11 protein-coding genes are annotated in these 17,659 nt (G+C 71.5%); 1 reads left to right on the top strand and 10 read right to left on the bottom strand.

Translation table 11 applies throughout. The features are described from left to right. Window positions 1-175: 175 nt before the first annotated feature. Complete coding sequence (locus PSH25_RS31625) at window positions 176-838, bottom strand: C39 family peptidase (protein WP_238662544.1); 663 nt, start codon at window positions 836-838, stop codon at window positions 176-178. Window positions 839-2,053: 1,215 nt separating this feature from the next. After that, window positions 2,054-3,937, bottom strand: coding sequence for a Xaa-Pro dipeptidyl-peptidase (locus PSH25_RS31620; RefSeq protein WP_238662543.1), 1,884 nt, complete (start codon window positions 3,935-3,937; stop codon window positions 2,054-2,056). 329 nt (window positions 3,938-4,266) lie between these two features. Here PSH25_RS31620 and PSH25_RS31615 point away from each other — a divergent pair, with 329 nt between their 5' ends. Then, entirely contained in the window at window positions 4,267-7,608 is a 3,342-nt protein-coding gene (locus PSH25_RS31615) for a S8 family peptidase (protein ID WP_238662542.1), read from the top strand. Window positions 7,609-7,672: 64 nt separating this feature from the next. Here the strand turns inward: PSH25_RS31615 and PSH25_RS31610 are convergent, their stop codons facing one another. The 8 genes from PSH25_RS31610 to PSH25_RS31575 all read right to left on the bottom strand — a co-directional run bounded on the left by PSH25_RS31610 (window position 7,673) and on the right by PSH25_RS31575 (window position 17,652). Then, entirely contained in the window at window positions 7,673-8,155 is a 483-nt protein-coding gene (locus tag PSH25_RS31610; protein ID WP_238662541.1) for a DUF2231 domain-containing protein, read from the bottom strand. A gap of 93 nt (window positions 8,156-8,248) precedes the next feature. Then, window positions 8,249-9,475 carry an SGNH/GDSL hydrolase family protein gene (locus PSH25_RS31605; protein WP_238662540.1) on the bottom strand — a complete coding sequence of 409 codons (1,227 nt, stop codon included), beginning with the start codon at window positions 9,473-9,475 and terminating at the stop codon, window positions 8,249-8,251. Beyond that, window positions 9,475-11,880, bottom strand: coding sequence for a glycosyl hydrolase family 95 catalytic domain-containing protein (locus PSH25_RS31600; RefSeq protein ID WP_238662539.1), 2,406 nt, complete (start codon window positions 11,878-11,880; stop codon window positions 9,475-9,477). The genes PSH25_RS31605 and PSH25_RS31600 overlap by 1 nt, the downstream gene beginning before the upstream one ends. Before the next feature lie 77 nt (window positions 11,881-11,957). Then, window positions 11,958-13,784: an alpha-galactosidase D gene (locus tag PSH25_RS31595; protein ID WP_238662538.1), complete on the bottom strand. Its 1,827-nt coding sequence runs from the start codon at window positions 13,782-13,784 to the stop codon at window positions 11,958-11,960. Window positions 13,785-13,850: 66 nt separating this feature from the next. After that, on the bottom strand, window positions 13,851-15,017 hold the full coding sequence (locus tag PSH25_RS31590) for an ROK family transcriptional regulator (RefSeq protein ID WP_238662537.1): 1,167 nt from the start codon (window positions 15,015-15,017) through the stop codon (window positions 13,851-13,853). 93 nt (window positions 15,018-15,110) lie between these two features. After that, window positions 15,111-15,746 (bottom strand): LysE family translocator, encoded by a 636-nt coding sequence (locus tag PSH25_RS31585; RefSeq protein WP_238662536.1) that lies wholly within the window; start codon window positions 15,744-15,746, stop codon window positions 15,111-15,113. A gap of 2 nt (window positions 15,747-15,748) precedes the next feature. Continuing rightward, window positions 15,749-16,495, bottom strand: a complete 747-nt coding sequence (locus tag PSH25_RS31580) for a metallophosphoesterase (RefSeq protein ID WP_238662535.1) — start codon at window positions 16,493-16,495, stop codon at window positions 15,749-15,751. A 113-nt stretch (window positions 16,496-16,608) separates the two neighbouring features. Further along, entirely contained in the window at window positions 16,609-17,652 is a 1,044-nt protein-coding gene (locus PSH25_RS31575) for an SEC-C metal-binding domain-containing protein (protein ID WP_238662534.1), read from the bottom strand. Window positions 17,653-17,659: the final 7 nt, after the last annotated feature.

Here is a 17,659-nt window from a genome sequence, read left to right as displayed (position 1 = left end):
CGCCAGAGAGCGCTCTCACTGCCCTTCAGCCTCACGCCGAAGTCGACAATTGTCAATACGTGCGGCAGTTGGTGGAAATGACGACGAAGGGCCGGGCCCCGTGGTGGGGTCCGGCCCTTCGCTTCGTGCGTGGTGCGTGGTGTGTGCTGGTGTGCTGGTGTGCTGGTGTGTGGGGTCAGCTGGTGGCGTAGCCGCGGGTGGCGATCCAGTCGGCGAGGTGCTCGACGGTGATCTGGTAGGCGGCCTGGTTGGGGTCGGCGGAGTCGGCGATGGTGACGGTGTTGCCGTTGTCGCGGTAGCCGACGACGCTGATGTAGTGCCCGCCCTCGTAGGAGTGGGTGACACCGTCGGTGTCGGTGCTGGTGCCGGCGATGTTGGCGACCACGGCGCGGCCGTCGTCGACGGTCTTGACGATGTCGGCGCGCAGCGTGTCGGTCTGCTTGGCGTCGGCGTCGGGGGTGCTGATCTCCACGGACCGGTAGGCGTTGTTCTTGCCGGTTTCCTTGTTCAGGACGGGGGTGATGTCGTTGATGGAGTTGGTGCCGGCCTCGGTGGTGCCCATTTCCTTGGCCATGTCATCAACGTTGATGTTCTTGCCCTGCACACTCAGGGCGTTTCGGGTGGCGGCGGGCCCGCAGTAGTAGAAGTTCGGCTGGGCCTCGTAGCGCACACCGAGTTCCCGCTCACCGTGACCCTTACGGTCGGTCTGGGTTTGGGTGGTGGGCTTGGCGGTGCTGGGGGCGGCGAAGGCGGTGGTGACGGGGCCGGCGATGGCGCCACCGGTGAAGGCGAGGCCAGCGGCGGTCAGGGCGGTCTTACGGATCAGATCGGTACGCATGGTGGCGTGCTCCTCTGCATCGGGGGGTGCCCGCACAACACTCAACGGGGGGTCAGTGCGACCGTGCGGGGAAAGTTCGAGGGGTTCTGCCCGGTGACCCGCGAGGGGGTCGGCGTCGGGACAGGATGTAACCGTTCGCGGTGGCGGATCATTCCGCCTACCCCGTGGGGGTCGGCCTGTTGTGGTGCTCGGCCGTGCGGGGGGTGTAACCGGGGCGACCTGGCAGGTGTTCCCGGCGGGGCCGGCGGGCCAATGACCCGGACTGTTGCGGTGGCCTGCCAGGTATAACGACCCGGTCCGGCCGCCGATTCCGCCGCCGGGGTGGCCCCGACCACCCGACACCAACGGCCCAAACCCGACAACCCGCCCAGCCTGCCCACCCGGCGAAATGGACAGGCCGGACGAGGTGGCGTGATCCACTCGGGTTCCTGAAAGTCGCGGTGTCCGGGTGCCGGGGATACCCCGACGTCATGAAAGCCGAGTGGATCATGAGGGTCTGCGCCGTTCGCGCGCCTGGACCGGGCCGGAGGGGAGGGGCACGGGCACGGGCACAGGATCGGACAGATCGGCCCGGTTTGAGGTCGGTGCGCAGTTTGGGTCCGGCCCCGATTTGAGGCAGGGGCGTCGTGCGGGTCGGCCGGGTCTGAGGTTGGTGCCCGGTGCGACCTGGTCCGTCTTGAGGCAGGGGCGTCGTGCGGGTCGGCCGGGTCTGAGGTCGGTGCGCGGTGCGGCCGGGCCTGACTCGGGGGAGAGCGTCGGGCGGATCGCCCGGTCTGGGGTCACGGCGCGGTGCGGCCCGGGCCGACTCGGGGCCGACCGTCGTGCCGACTGGCCTGGGCAGGGACAACGCCCGGTACGGCACCTCGCGACCCGCATGATCGTGCTCGATCCAGGAAGCAGGCCCCTCCCCGCGCCGCGAGGCCACTACATCCAGGATCGAGCACGATCTCGCGGCCGTGACCGACCGACCAGCACGGGGCGAGCGGGGGCAGCCAGCGTGAGCCGGACACCGCGGACGAACGGCGTGATCGACTCGGGTTCACGGAAACCGCGGTGTCCCGGTGCCGGGAACCCCGCGACTTCAAGGAAGTCGAGTGGATCACGCTGGGCAGCGGCATCGGCGGCGCGGATCTGCGGCGGCGGAGTGGTCCCGACGTGCGGGTAGGGGCAGCCCGAACGCGTCGGACTGCCCCACCCGGGAGTGCGGGGATGCGATCAGAACCCGAGGACGCTCCGCCCGCCGACCACCGGCAGCCGCAGTTCGCTGTCGTTCGGTGCGACCCGCAGTTCGGTGCCGCCCAACGGCAGCAGGGTGTACTCCTGGTCGCTGGAGAAGACGACCACACCGATCCGGTGCCCGGCCGGGAAGATGTAGTCCTTCGGCTCCATGGTCCACCGGTAGTCGTACAGCTTGCCCTGCTTGACCGGCTCGGTGCGCGCGGCGCCCTTGCGGTTCTGCGGGTCCATCCAACCTCGCGTCACCACGGTCGGGGCGGCGGTCGACCCGGCCGGGCCGTAGTCGACCAGGTACGCGGTGAGGTTCGCGTCCGGCTTGTTGTCGATCGCCATCCGCAGCCGCATCTCCGGACGCCCGGAGATACGCACGCTCTGGGTCAGCTCGGGGGAGCGGTAGGCGAGTCGGTTGGCGCTCCCGGTGTCCGGGTTGGACACCAGGGTGTCCGGGTGGATGGTCCGGCCCTCGTCGACGAAGCTCTGCTCGACCTTGGCCTTCGGCGGCTTGCCGGTGGTGAGCGCGCCGGGTGCGGTGGCGTCGGTGGCCGCGAAGCGCAGGCCGACCTCCCGCGCGGCCGGGTCGGGCCAGTTGGCGTACGTGGTGTAGGCGCGGTCCTCGCGCTGGAGCACCGCCGTCGGTTCGTCCATGATGCCGTTGCGTACGTTCCACAGCCAGAAGTCGAACCAGCGGTTCTCGGTCTGCTTGTACGTCCACGTCTGACCACTGGGCAGGGTCACCGACGCGCTGCTGCCCGGGCCGCCGTGGCCGCCCTGGTGCAGCCAGATCTTGCGGGGGACGTCGCGCTTGGCGAGCTGGTCCCACCAGCCGGCGAAGTGCTCGGTCTTGACGTTCCAGTCGTTGAGGCCGTGCACGACGAAGACGCTGGCCTTGACGTCGCGGGCGTCGAGGTAGTCGCGGTCGCGCCAGAACGTCGAGTAGTCGCCGGTGACCCGGTCCTGCTTCGCGGTGATCTCCGCGAGTTCGTCGGCGCAGGGTCCTTCGGCGCGGGTCTGCCCGGCGGTGTACTGGGCCAGGATGTCGAGGTCCTCACCCTGGAACGTCCCGGGTGCGACGACCAGACCGTTGGCCCGGTAGTAGTCGTACCAGCTGCTGATCGCGGAGACCGGCACGATGGTCTTGAGCCCCTTGACGCCCGTGGTGGCCACCTGGTTGGGCAGCGTCCCGTTGTAGGAGACGCCGGTCATGCCGACCGCGCCGGTGGTCCAGCCGGCGGTGATCGGGGCGCCGTTCGCGTCGTACCCCTTCGCCCGGCCGTTGAGCCAGTCGATGACCGCCTTGGTGCCGAGCGTCTCGGCCTGGTCGCCGCTGGTCGGGCAGCCGTCCGAGTCGCCGGTGCCGACGCTCTGGCCGAGCACCACCGCGTACCCGCGGGGCACGTAGTAGTCGTCCAGCGAGCCGGGCAGGTTGGCCTTCGCCTGGGCCCGCTGTGCGCCGGCGTCGAGTGCGCGACGCCCGTTGCGGTCGGTCAGGCCGTTCTGCGGCAGGTCGTCGACAAGCACGCTCGGGTACGGCACGTCCCCCCAGGTGCCCTTGCGGTACGGGCTGTGCTCGAAGATGACCGGCACCTTGAAGCCCTGCGTGGCGGTTTCCCGGGGGCGGGAGATGTCGATCGCCACCCGGTCGGGTCGACCGTCGTGGTCGGTGTCCACCGGGGTCTGGACGAACACCCGCTCCTCGATCGCGTCGGCGAGCGAGAACACCGGTTGGGTCATGCCGTCGCTGACCACGATGCCGGTGGGCGTGGTGGGCGCGGGCGGAGCCGCAGCCGCTGGTGGGGCTGCGCCGAGGACCAGGGCGCCGGACACGCCGACGCTCAGGAGTGCCAGATGACGGGGTCGACGCATGCGCGTCTCCCTTCGGTTGGGCTGGTTGCCGGGGTCGGCAGGGGGCCAATCTCGAAGATCCATTCGTCGCCATGCTAGGTCCGGGTCGGCGTCCCGTCGATCCCTTCGGCCGGGGACGCATCCGTCGTCCACATCATCGCTGCCGGTCCAGGCGGGCGGCAATCGAAACGACATCGAACCGAGCCCGGTCGTGAAACAGCGCCGAAATCCTCAGCGCACGGGCCGGAAAACCCCTCGGTCGAAGGGTGCCCGGATGATCCTCTGCCTGCATATGATCTTGCCGAAGTCGCCCGAAGAGGCGGCTTCGTCCACATTAGACGAGGAGCATCATGCTCAGGAAAACGCGGTGGCTGTTGGCCGTCGCCGTCACGGCCACGACGCTGACCGCCCTACCGGGCGGCGCTGCCACAGCCGGGACCAGCGACATCGGTCGGACCGGCACACCCCCAGCCTCGGCCGACCAGAAGACGCACACCGTCACCCTGCTGACCGGGGACATGGTGACCGTACGGGACACCGGGTCGGGCTGCCCGCAGGCCACGGTGCGGCCGGCCGACGAGAACGCGGTGATCCTCCAGAGCTGCGGCCCCGACGGCCACCTGCACGTCATTCCCGCCCGCGTCGCGTCCCAGGTCGGCTCGGTCCTCGACCCCGACCTGTTCGACGTCACCACGTTGATCGCCGACGGCTACGACGACGACAACTCCGCCGAGCTGCCGCTCATCGTGCAGCCCGCCACCGCGTCCGCCCGGGTGGCCGCACTCGGTGACGTACTGTCGTTGCCCAGCATCGGTGCGGTCGCCGGCCGCGTACCCAAGAAGAGCCCGGCCACCGCGAAGCTCGCGACCAACTCGCTGCTCGCCGGCGCGAAGAAGGTCTGGCTCGACCGCAAGGTCCGGGCCACCGCCCTGACCGGCGGTGGGCGACCCGCCGGCCTGGACCGCAACCTCGGCCAGATCGCCGCGCCGGACGCCTGGAAGGCCGGCTACACCGGCAAGGGCGTCCGGGTCGCGGTGCTCGACACCGGCGCCGACTTCACCCACCCGGACCTGGTCGGCCGGGTCGCCGACCGGGCCGACTTCACCGCCGAGGGCGGTGACGCCGTCGACCACAACGGCCACGGTACGCACGTCGCCTCGACCATCGCCGGCACCGGCGCGGCCGCCCACGGCCAGCGTCGCGGCGTGGCGCCGGACGCCAAGCTGGTGATCGGCAAGGTTCTCGACGACCACGGCTCCGGCGCGGACTCCGGCATCATCGCCGGCATGCAGTGGGCCGCCACCCGGGCCGACGTCATCAACATGAGCCTCGGCGGCAGCGCCCCGGACGACGGCAACGACCCGCTGTCGCTCGCCGTCGACGGTCTGAGCAGGTCCACCGGCGCGCTCTTCGTCATCGCCGCAGGCAACAGCGGCGCCGCCATCTCATCGCCGGGCTCGGCCGCCAGCGCGCTGACCGTCGGCGCGGTCGACCGGAACGACAAGCTCGCCGGCTTCTCCAGCCGCGGGCCCCTGGTCACCAGCAACGTGGCCAAGCCGGAACTGGTCGCGCCCGGTGTCGACATCGTCGCCGCCCGGGCCGCCGGCACCAACCTGCAGGATCCGATCGACAGGTACTACGAGGCGATCAGCGGCACCTCGATGGCGAGCCCGCACGTGGCGGGCGCCGCCGCGCTGCTCGCCCAGCGCCACCCGGACTGGACCGGTGAGCGGCTCAAGGCCGCCCTCGTCGGTGCCGCCGACCCGCTCACCGGCGTCGACCCGTACGCCGTCGGCGCCGGTCGGCTCAACGCGGCCCGGGCCCTCGGCGGCCCCACCAGCAACCAGCCGGTGGTCAACCTCGGCACCTTCGCCTACCCGCAGTCCGGCACCAGCGAGACGAAGCTGAGCTGGGCCGGAGAGTCGACGGCCGTTCTCGACCTCGACGTGTCGGTCGTCAACCACGACGGCCAACCGGTGCCGCGCGGCGCGGCGTCGCTCTCGACGAGCCGGCTGACGCTCACGCACGGCACCACCGCCTCGGCGACCCTGCGGGTCAACCGTGCGGCGCTGGCCGCCCGACCGGGCTTCTACCTGGCCACCGTCACCGCCCGTTCCGGCCGCAGGCTGGTCTCGACGACCCCGGTGAGCTTCTACGTCGAGCAGCCCAGCTACGACCTGACGATCCAGACGAAGCCGCTGCCGGGCCTGAAGGACGGCGCGGAGAGCTGGATCAACCTGATGGTCACCAACCTCACCGACCCGGTGATCTACTACGGCGGCGCGGGCGGTACGCCCGGAGACACCTTCACGCTGCGGGTTCCGGCCGGCCGGTACGCGATCCTCGGCTCGTCCGTCGCCTACTACGTCGACAGTGACGTGCTGGAGACGACGCTCGCCGCGGAGGCCGACCTGGACGTGCGCGGCACCCGGAGCGTGACGCTCGACCCGGCGCGGGCCAAGCCGGTGACGGCGACTGTCGACGGGGTGCCCACCACGCCCACCCGGACCGACTTCACCAACGTCCAGACCGCGCCGAACGGCCTGTCCTGGTGGCACCAGATCAGCGGGTACGGGACCAAGACGACGGTCCGCACCACCGCGCTGCCCAAGCCCACCGTCGGCTCCCGGCGCACCTGGGCGGCCGTCAACCTGGACTCGCCGGCCGGCACCGCCAACCCGTACCGCTACAACCTGGTGCACGAGTACGCGGGCGGCGTACCGGCCGACCCCGCCTTCCGCGTCACTCGGGCGGAGCAGGCCAAGCTGGCCCGGATCGACGAGCGGTTCCACCAGACGGATTCGCCGGAGATGTTCACCCAACTGGTCCGTACCGGCATGACCCGCGACGGGGTGGGGGTGACCCAGACCCACGAGGGGAACCTGCCGCCGTACCGGACCGACTACCTCTCGCCCGACATCCTCTGGGCCGACCAGGGCGTCTACGGCGGGCTGGCCGCCGACGAGGCACCCCGCAGCTACCAGCCGGGCAGCCGGCAGACCAAGATCTGGGCGCGTCAGCCCCTGCACTCCGACTGGTACGACGACCCTGCCGGGGCCGAGTGGAGCTGCGCCACCGCGCCGTCGCGGACCCGGGGCAACCTGCACCTCGACCTGGTGTCGCTGACCGACCAGCACCAGCGGGCCGACTGCCTCCAGGGCGAGGCGATCGGCGTGAAGCGCAAGCTGTCGCTGTACCGCAACGGCAAGCTGGTCGACGAGCGGTCCGGCCCGTACGGCGACTTCACCGTCCCGCAGTCGATGGCCGACTACCGGGTGACCCTCGACGTCGACACGAGCCTGATCCTGCCGATCTCGACCAGGGTCAACACCTCGTGGACGTTCCGGTCCGCCGGCCCCGACGGAACCGGGAGCGCGCCGTTGCCGCTGCTCGCGGTCGACTACGCCCTGCCGATGGACCACAACAACCACCCGGTCGACGGAACGGCCGAGCTGGCCGTCCGGCAGGCGCACGGTGTGAAGACGCAGAAGGTGACGTCGTTCCAGGTCTGGACCTCGACCGACGACGGCGCCACCTGGACGTCGGCCCGAGTCACCGGCAGCGGCGACAGCTACCGGGTCGCGTTGCCGAAGGCCACATCCGGGCAGCCCGTGTCGCTACGGGTGAAGGCCGCCGCCAACGGCGGTAGCGGAATCGACCAGACCATCATCCGGGCGTACCACGCCGGCTGACGGTCGACGCGGTGGTGCGGCCCGGCTCCGGCCGGGCCGCACCACCGCTCTGTGTCGCTGACCGTCACTGGCCCTCCCACACCGCCTTCGCCCCGGAGTCGCCGGTGCGAACCACGTAGTACACGGTGACGGCGGCGGCCACCAGCGACACCACCTGCAACGCCGGGGTCAGCAGCCGGGGGCGCACACCCTCGGCGGGGCGCGGTGGGACGAACCGGACCAGTGCCAGGGCCACCACTCCCAACCCGATGCTGGTGTAGAGCGTGAGGTCACCGAGCTCCTGGTGCGCCTGCAGCTTCGGGAGGAACTCGGGGGTGACCCGGTTGGCGGCGCGCATGCGCTCGAGGAAGGCGTCCCCGGAGAGCTTCGTCAGCAGGGCGGCGACCGGCGCACCCACGGCGAGCAGTCCCAGCACCCACCGGGTGTGCGGCCGGATCGGCGGGACGAACGCGTAACCGACCGCCAGCAGGGCCAGCAGCGGCACGAACGTGACCGCGGCGTGCAGCACCAGGGGGTGGGCCGGGATGCCCATGAACTCCTCGAACATCGGCGTCTCCTCCGGTGACATCGGCCTGGACGTTGATCGTCCAGTCAGGGACGCTATCGGTACCAAGCGGGGCGTGTCATCCCCGTCGATCGCTCACCTGTCGCAGCGCAACGCGGCCAGGTCGACGGCGTCCGCCATCGCCTGCATGCCCTTGTCGTTCGGGTGGAGGTGATCTCCGCTGTCGAAGAACGGCAGCAGTGCCTGCGGGTCGTACGGGCTGCGGGTGACCCGGTCGAAGTCGACCACGGCGTCGAACACGCCGCTGTGCCGGATCCAGTCGTTGACGCCCTGGCGCACGGCCTCCCCGGCGGCGTCGTACTCCGGCCAGCCCTTGTAGGCCATGACCGTGGCGCCGACGACGCACCGGCCGGCCGCGTGCGCCCGGTCGGCCAGTTGCCGGTAGCCCGTGGTCAGGTCGTCCACGGTCACGCCGGTGTGCGCCTTGATGTCGTTGATGCCCTCGAACACGAACACCGTGTCGGCCCCCGGCTGGGAGAGCACGTCACGGTCGAACCGGCGCGGCGCGGCCTCCCCGGCGCCGTCGGCGAGCACCTTGTTGCCGGAGATGCCGGCGTTGGCCACGCCCCTGACCGGGCTGTCCGGCGCGGCCTGCAGCCGTCGGGAGAGGTAGTCGGGCCAGCGCCGGTTCGCATCCGTGCTGGAGGCCCACCCGTCGGTGATGGAGTCACCGAGGGCGACCACCGAGCGGGTCGCGGTTGACGTCCGCACGCTGACGGCGTCCAGCCAGTACCAGGAGGTCATCGAGTCGGTCCAGTTGGTCGCCGCCTCCTCGGCGGCGTGGTCACCGGCGGTCGCGTACGACGTCTGCAGGGCCATGCCGTGCCCGCTCGTCGGGCCCTGCGCCCCGGTGACGTAGAGGCTCACCACGAGGTTGCTCTGGGCGGCCAGTCGGCCGGGCAGCGGGTCGCTGAGGATCGTCTCCCCGGCCGCGACGGTGACCGACGGCTGCCCGCCGAACGTCAGCCGCCGGTTGCTGCCCCGGACCAGCTCGGCGCCCTGCCGCTGCAACCCGGCGTACGCGCTGGTGAAGGTCACCGGGTGCTCGCCGAAGGCGTTGGTGAGGCGGATCCGCAGCGCGTCCCCGCCGACGCTGGTGCGCACCACCAGCCGGTAGCTGCGCTCGGCGGGCCCGGGGCCCTGCCGGTCGGCACTGGCGGCCCAGGTGACCGCGAAGTGCCGGCCGTCACCGGCCGCCGGGTCGAGCCGTGTCCGCGCCTGCGCCGCCGACCCGACCAGGGGTACGCAGAGCAGCGCGGCGACGACTGCGGCCGCCCCGCGCCGGGCGAAGCCGGCCCGCATCAGAGGTTCCTCAGGGTGACCGACTCGCCGGGGCGCAGGGTGACCTGGCGGGACCGGCCGTTGGCCAGCACGGTCGTGCTGCGGCCACCGACGCTTGTCAACCGGGCCTGGGTGACCCGCCCGTCGCGCCAGCTGAGGTCGGCGGTGAAACCACCGCGTACGCCGACGCCGGCCACCGAACCGGCGGACGCCCAGGCGGCGGGCAGCGCCGGCAGCAACTCGACGTGACCGGGCCGGGAGTAGAGCAGCATCTCGACGACCGCGGCGGGGGTGCCGAGGTTCGCGTCGATCTGGAAGATGCCCCGGCCGGGGTTCGTCTCGTAGATGTCGAAGAGGTTCATGGCGCTGCCGTTGCTGCCGTTCGTCGACGGCCGCAGGTTGTTGACGACGAGTTGGTACGCCTTCTCCGCGTTCTTCAGCCGGGCCCAGCACAGGCTGCGCCACGCGTTGGCCCAACCGAAGCTGTTCATGCCGCGCGCGGTGAGCAGGGCGGTGGCGCCGGCGACGATCGCGGCGGGGGTGGAGCCGTCCGGGCGGATCCGGTCACCGGGGAAGAGACCGATCAGGGGGGAGAGGTGCCGGTGCGTGGTCTCCCCGAGGTTGTCCGGTGACATCCACTCCTGCAACCAGCCCGAGGTGGGGCTGACCTCCGGCAGGTAGAGGCGCTTGCGGAGCGCGTCGACGCTTTGGGCGTGGTCGGCGTCGCGGCCGAGCACCCGGGCGGCGGTGTGGTAGTTCTCGAAGAGGTTCCACACCAGTTCCTGGGAGTAGGTGTTGCCCCGGGTGTCCTGCGGCCCGTGCTCGGCCGACCAGTCCCGGTCGGCGACCAGCACCTCACGCGCGACGCCGGACGCGTCGGTGACGGTCGCGGTGACGAGTCGGGTCTCCCAGAACTCCACGGCACCCTTGACGACCGGGTAGATCTTCGCCAGGTAGGCGCGGTCCTGGGTGTACTCGTAGTGCTCGAACAGGTTCTGGCAGAGCCACGCGTTACCGCTCGGGTGCCACCACCACCCGCTCCCGCCGTACGGGTTGGTGGAGAAGGCGACGGCCCACCCGGCGACCCGGCCGCTGGTGTTGCGGAACCTGTTGGTCGGGGTGTTGAAGAGCCGCTGGGTGACCTCGGTCCAGACCGGCAACTGCGACACGCAGTAGTCCGCGTACGCGTCGAAGGTGTCGGTGAGGCCGGCCCGGTCGGCGGGCCAGTAGGTCATCTGGATGTTGACGTCGCTGTGGTAGTCGCCCATCCAGTCCGGGTCGTTGCCGTCCAGCCACGGGCCCTGCAAACCGATCGGCAGGCTGCCCCGCGACCCGGAGATCAGCAGGTACCGGCCGAACTGGAGGTACGCGGCCTCCAACTCCGGGTCGGGGACGTTGTCCCGCCAGCGCGCCTGCACCCGCTCCCAGGTGTCCAGCTCCCGTTGGGCGGCGGACGACGTGCCGAGGTCGATGGCGAACCGCTCGAACGCCATTCGGACGTCGGCGACATGGGTGTGCAGCAGCTCGCGGACCGACGCTCGCGCCGCGACCAGGACCTTGTCCCGGGCCAGCCGTTCCGGTTGCGCCGAGTCGTCGCGGAACCCGGTGGCGGCGGTCGGCGCGTAGGAGGTGCCGCCGCTGACGATGACGGTGAGGTCCCCGCAGCCGGTGAAGGAGATCGACGTCCCGGTCACCGCCACCGTCCCGGTGCCGCTGTACGCGGTGACGGCGGCACCGTAGCGCAGTCCGTTGGCGAAGGATGCGCCGAACGACGCGTACCGGCCGGTGGGGTCGGCGGTGGTGGACTCGCCGTGGGTGCCGGCCAGGGAGACGGTGCCGGTGTACGTGCCGCCCGCAGAGGTGAAGTGCAGGACGATCACGTCGTCCGGGCGGCTGGCGAAGATCTCCCGTCGGTAGCCGACCCCACCGATGTCGTACGCGGCGCTGACCAGGCCCTGCGCCAGGTCGAGGGTGCGGCGGTAGGCGTCGACCGCGCCGAGGTCGTGCCCGGGGATGTCGACGGTGAGCGTGGCCAGCATGGTGAGCGAGCCGAAGTCCTCGCGCCCGTAGGGGAACTGCCCGTCGCCGTCGAGGGTGTCGTTGCGGCCACCGGTCCAGAGCGTCGCATCGGTGATCGTCAGGAACTCCCGGGACGGGTCGTTGCTGGCGAGCGCCCCGAGTCGGCCGTTCCCCACCGGCAGGCCCTGCTCGATCAACGAGGTGGCGGAGCCGGGTGCCCGCCACCAGAGCTGGTTCCTCGCGGCGACGTTCGGGGCGAGCATCGGCGACGCGGTGGGACGCCGGGGTGCGGGGGTCGCGGCGAAGGCGGGTAGGCCACCGAGCGTGGTGGCCGCGCCGGCGGCGGCGGCCAGCGCGAGGAAGCCGCGACGGCTGGGGTGGTTGTCGCGCGTGCTGCGGATCTCCATGTCGGGTTCTCCAACCTGGGCGTTCGGGGGATGCGCGCGGCGCGGCCCGGCTGTTGCGCCGGGCCGCGCCGGGCACGTCAGAGGGTTTGGGGTACGGCGATCCGGTCGATGTCGGGGGAGTACCAGGTGCCGCTGTCGAAGGTGATGGTGTTGACGCCGGCCTTCAGCGCCAGTTGGACGCTGACCGTCTCGACGGTCCCCCAGTCACCCGTGGAGGGGAACTTCAGGTAGCTGCCGTTGCCGCTGTTGGAGGAGACGTGCACCGATCGCGCGTCACCGCTGACGTAGGAGACGGCGACGGTGTAGATGCCGTCCTTGCGTACGGTGACGTCGTTGAACCGGACCGCGCCGCCGACGTAGAGGTTGCCGACCTTCTGACCGCCGGAGCAGGCGTCACAGCCGCCGACGGAGGCGTTGCCGGTCAGGGTGTTGACCGGAGCCTCGGCCTCGTAGCTGGTCGAGGTGAGCGCGGTGCCCGGCCGTACGGTGAACAACCGCGAGCCGTGCGCGGGCAGCGCCGCCGTGATGGCGTTCCTCTGCGTCCCGAGGTCGCGGCGGTTCCACACGTCCCGGACCGAGGCGTTGCCGGTGAACCCGAACGACGCCCAGTGCGCGGTGACCGACGCCGGCGCGTCGCCGAGGTTGAACAGCGCCACGGTGTAGCTGCCGTCCGGGTTCTTCGCGCCCCAGACCTGCTGGTCGCCGGCGGGGGTGACCGGCCGGGCGGGCGCGCCGCCGTTCTGGTCGATGGCGATGACCTCGCGGTTGGTCAGCAACGATAACCCGTAGTCGTCGAGGCGGGTGATGTCGTCCCCGGTGTACAGCGGCGACTTCGAGATCGCCCACAGTGTCGCGTACGACTGCCGCTCGGCCCGGGTGAGCCCGTCCATCTCGCCGTTGCCCACGTTGAGCGAGTCGAGGTCGTTCCACCCGCCGGGGCCGGCCTTACGGCTCCAGGCCGGCGCGTCGTCGAACCGGTCGTCGACCGAGTTCTCCCAGCTGACCAGGGTGTTGCAGTAGCACTCGACGTCGGTGTCGATGCGCCACCCGTTGGAGTACCGCTTCCAGTCGGCGGCGTGGTTGATGTCGAGCGACCAGGACAGTTCGAGGTGGATCGGGCGGCCGGCGGTGGCGATGGCCCGCTGCCAGGCGGCCACGTCGGCCACGTTGTCGTAGTTGTCACCGGACTTGAACGAGCCCGGCCCGACCCCGTCGAGCTTCAGGAAGTCGTAGCCCCAGTCGGCGAAGAGTTGCGCCTGCGAGTCGATGTACCTCTGCGCGCAGGGGTTGTCGAAGTTCAACTTGTACGCGCTGTCCCAACCGTTGGTGGTGCGCAGGTCCGGGTAGACGATGTCGGCGGTGGTGCAGTCGGGGGCGTTCCAGATCGGCGCTTCGCCGTTGGCGTACGCCTCCTTCTCCAGCCCGACGGGCAGGTAGATGCCGGCCTTCAGCCCCTTGCCGTGGATGTGCTCGGCGACGGCCTGCATCCCGCGCGGGAACCGCACCGGGTCGGGGGTCTGCCGGGCGTACTGGTCGAAGCGCGGCACCCAGTCGTTGTTGCGCCACCATCCGGCGTCGATGTTGACGTACTCGTAGCCGTACGGCTTGAGTTTGGTGGCGAGGGCGTCGGCCTGCTTCAGGACGTTGGCCTCGGTGAGGTAGCTGTAGTCGCCGTCGGGGTTCAGGCCCGGGTACTTCGAGGACTGCATGGTCCAACTGGTCCACCCCATGAAGGGGAGTTGCGCGATCTCCGCCGCGGCCGGCGCGGGGGCGGCCGGGGGTGCGGCCGTCGTCGGGGCGGCCTGGGCCGGGGCGGCGCCCGCGGCGAGGAGCACACCCAGCGCCGCCGCGACGAGCGGCACCCGGGTGCGGGGCTGTCTACGCGGGGTTGTCGGTGACGACATGGTCAACCTCCTGGTGGCACGGTGGGTCGGGCGCTATGGACGGCCGATGGCCGGGATGACGCCGGGTCAGGGGACGACGAGCGACTGGATGCTCACGGCCGCCGCCGCGCGGGCCCACTCCTCGAAGGGCAACGGGCGGATGGAGAGGGGGCACCGCGCGGCGGCGCCGAAGGCCTGCCGTTCGAAGCTGGCCCGGATGTGGCTGTCGAACAGGTCGTACGCGGCCAGCCCCTCACCGGACACGACGATGCGGGTGGGACCGACCAGGTTCGCGACGGCCGCGATGCCGCAACCGATCGCGCCGCCGGCTCGGGCGAAGACGGCTCGCACCTGCTCCTGGCCGGCGCGGGCCAGGGCCACCGCCTCGTCGAAGGTGAGGTCGGGGCGGCCGGTGCGGTCGCGGGCCTGGGCCACGATCGCGTCGGTGCCGGCGATCGACTCGACGCAGCCGCGACCACCGCAGTGGCAGTCCGGGCCGGTGGCGTCGACGGTGAGGTGGCCGATCTCGCCGGCCACGCCGTACGACCCGGAGACCAGGCGGCCGTTGACGACGAGGCCACAGCCGATGCCGGTGCCCACGGTGACCAGGGCGAACGACTCGGCGCCCACCCCCTCGCCGAACCAGTGTTCGGCGGCGGTGAGGGCCTTGACGTCGTTCTCCACGGTGACGGTGAGACCGGTGCGTTGGGCGGCGAGTCGGCCCAGCGGCACGTCCCGCCAGTGCAGGAACGGCGAGTAGCGCACCAGGCCGATGCCGCGGTCGATGTCACCGGAGAGGGTCAGCCCGAGTCGGCGGACCCGGGTGCGGTCACCGGGGAACGTGCCGAACAGGTCGTCGGCGAGCCGGCCGACCTCGGTGAGGACCGCGTCGACGTCGGGGTCGTCCAACGGCCGGCGGGCGCTGGCGTGGACCTGCGCGCGCAGGTCGCAGACCACGCCGATCACCTCGTCGGCGGTGATCTTCACGCCGAGGAAGAACTCGCGTTCGGCGCGTACCGCGAGAGGGCTGGCGGGGCGTCCGGCGCCCGGCCCGGAGCGCTCGGTGGCGGCCAGTTCGTGCAGGTAGCCCAGGTCGATCAGCGGTCGGGCGGCCTTGGTGACGGCGGCGGAGGAGAGCCCGAGCCGGCGGGCGAGCGCGACCCGACTCACCGGCCCCTCGGTCAGCACCGTCGTGAAGACCGCCGTCGCCGCCGGTGGCCCGGCGAACGTACCGGTGTCGATCCCAGGAAACATGGACGAAATCTAAGGCGAATATTTAACTTCTTCAAGTATTGATTTGCCTCAGTGCTCCGTCCTAGAGTCGGCGATGCGCCGGCCACGGCAAACTCAGGTCGCCGCCGCGCGTACGCCGAGGCCGACCAGGAGCACGCCGGTCAGCCGATCGAGCGCTCGTCGCACCGATGCGGTGCGCAGTAACCGGGCGGCGGCACCGGAGACGACGGTCCAGCCGGCGAGCCAACAGGTGTTCAGCGCGGCGTGCGCCGTGGCGAGAAGCACCATCGGCACCAGCACCGGTCGGCCCGGTTCCAGGAACTGCGGTGCCAACGTGAGGTAGATGGCGGCGGCCTTGGGGTTCAGCACGTTGCCGAGCAACCCTTGCAGGTACGGGTGGTCCACCCGCCAGGGCAGCCTTCGGGCGGAAAACGTCGGTCGCCGTGCCGCCCCCACACGACGGCGCGACGCGGACCAGAGCATCCAGAGCCCGAGCCCGACCAGATAAGCGGCCCCGACCAGCTTGACCACCCAGAACGCCTGCGACGAGCGGAGCACCAGCGCGGCCAGACCGACAGCGGCCAGGGTGGCGTGCACGTAGAGCCCGGTGACCGTACCCAGGATCACCCACCAGCCCTGCCGCCGCCCGCCGGTGGCGACCCGCGACACGACCAGGGTCAGGCTCGTGCCCGGCGTGGCGGTGATCGGAGCGACGGCGAGCAGGAAGCCGAGCACCGCGACCCCGTGCACCCTCAGACCACCACCCGGTAGTGGGTGGTGAGCAGTCCGGCGTCGTCGTACACGTGGAACGCGACGCCGGGCGGCTGGGTCTGGGTGGCCAACGGCCCCTCGCCCTCCCAGGGCATCCGCAGGGTGGAGACCACACCCGGCGCGATCCGCAGTGGACGGCCCGCGAAGGTGCTCGCGGCGGCGGTGTGGAAATGCCCGGTCAGCACGGCGACGACCTGTGGGTGGGCGGTGACGAGCTCGGCCAGGGGGTCGGCCGGCAGTAGCCGCATCGGGTCGATGACCGGATGGTGCAGCACCACCGGCGGGTGGTGCAGGGCGATGAACGTCGGCGTCCCGGCCGGCACCGAACCCAGCTCGCCGGCGAGCCAGGCCATCGTCTCCTCGTCCAGGTGACCGTCGTCGGCACCGGGCACGGAGGAGTCGGCGAGGAGGAAAACCGCTCCGGCCACGTCGTGGCGGGCGTTGATCGGGCCGGTGCCGCCGCGGTCGTCACCGAGCAGACCCTTGCGGTACGCGTCGCGCACATCGTGGTTGCCGGGACACACCATGACCGGCAGCGAGGAGTCGAAGAGCTTCGCGGCGGTCTCGTACTCGGCCACCTCGCCGTGGTCGGCGATGTCCCCGGTGATCAGGATCGCGTCGACCTGTCGTGGCAGGGCGTGCAGATAGTCCATGACCCGGGCCGTCCGCTCGGCCGACCGGGGGTGGCTGTCGAGGTGGGTGTCACTGAGGTGCGCGATGACCAGCACGAAGCGTCTCCTAACGGCTGTCAACATCAGAGCCGTCAGGGACGTTACTCTCGGCCAGGCCGGCCGCGCGCCGCGGCGGGCCGAGGCCGACCGCAGCGCGCCAGCCGGCGCGGTCAGCTCCGGGAGCGCGGCAGGCAGTCCTTCTTGTACTTCAGGCCCGAGCCGCACCAGCACGCGTCGTTGCGCTCCGGTGGCCAGGCGATCCGTGCGCTGGGCCGCGCCGACACCTCGGCCGCGTAGCCGGCCCGGACCGCCGGGTCGGCCGGATCGCCGCCACGTTGACCCGCGAACGCGGTCAACCCGGCCACGGTCGCCCCGAACACGCCCAACCCGGCCTGACCGGCACCCCTGAGCCGAACCAACTCCGTCTCCAGCCGGCCCCGGTGCGCGTCCCAGTCCGGCCCGTACACCTGCGTGAGGGCGGGATGCTCGGCGAGCAGACGATCGAACTCGGCCCGCGGCCAGAAAAGCAGATCCGACTCGGCGTCCCGGCGCTCCCCGGCCCGCCGCACGAGCTGGGTCTCCAGCCGGTCCGCCAGGTCGTCCTGCCGGTCGTGCGGCAGGTTCAGATTCCGGCGTACCCGATGCCGCTGTTGCAACAGGAAGAAGGTGACACCCGGCGCGTCCGGCGGACCGAGATCGACCACCGGGTCGATCGCGGTGCTGGCCGGCCCGGACGCGGCGGCCGCGCGTTCGTTGAGCAGGGTGTCGACCGCCTCGCTCAGCCACGTCTCGGCGGTCGTCGAACGCCCACCGGCGTCCAGTGCGGCACTGACGTAGGCGGGGGCGTCGGGCTGCACGAGCAGCAGCGGGCGCAACGCGGTCAACTCCGCCATCGCCTCGTCGTCGTGACCGCCGGCCCGGAACAGGGCGCGGGCCCGCAGCGCGCGGGCGAACCCGGCCCGAGGGTCGTCTCCGGACGGGTATGCCGCCAGGGCCTGCTCCGCGTACCGCAGCGCGGCCTCGGGCCTGGCCCGGATCTCCGCGATCTCGGCGGCCAGTGTCAGCGCGTCCCCGGCGTCGTCCGGATCTTCCAGGCGGCCCTGCTCGGCGGCCTCCGCGAGGTCGGCGGCGACACCGAGCGGATTGGCCGTCCCGAGCGCCGAGCGGCGAAGTTCGGCGAGGTCAGCCTTGGTGAGTTTCTCTCTCGTCGGCACGATCTCA

The sequence above is a fragment of the Micromonospora foliorum genome, from assembly GCF_022229015.1.
Lineage (GTDB): Bacteria > Actinomycetota > Actinomycetes > Mycobacteriales > Micromonosporaceae > Micromonospora > Micromonospora foliorum.
Note: the sequence above shows the minus strand (reverse complement) of the source record. Positions and strands in the feature narration are given on the sequence as shown.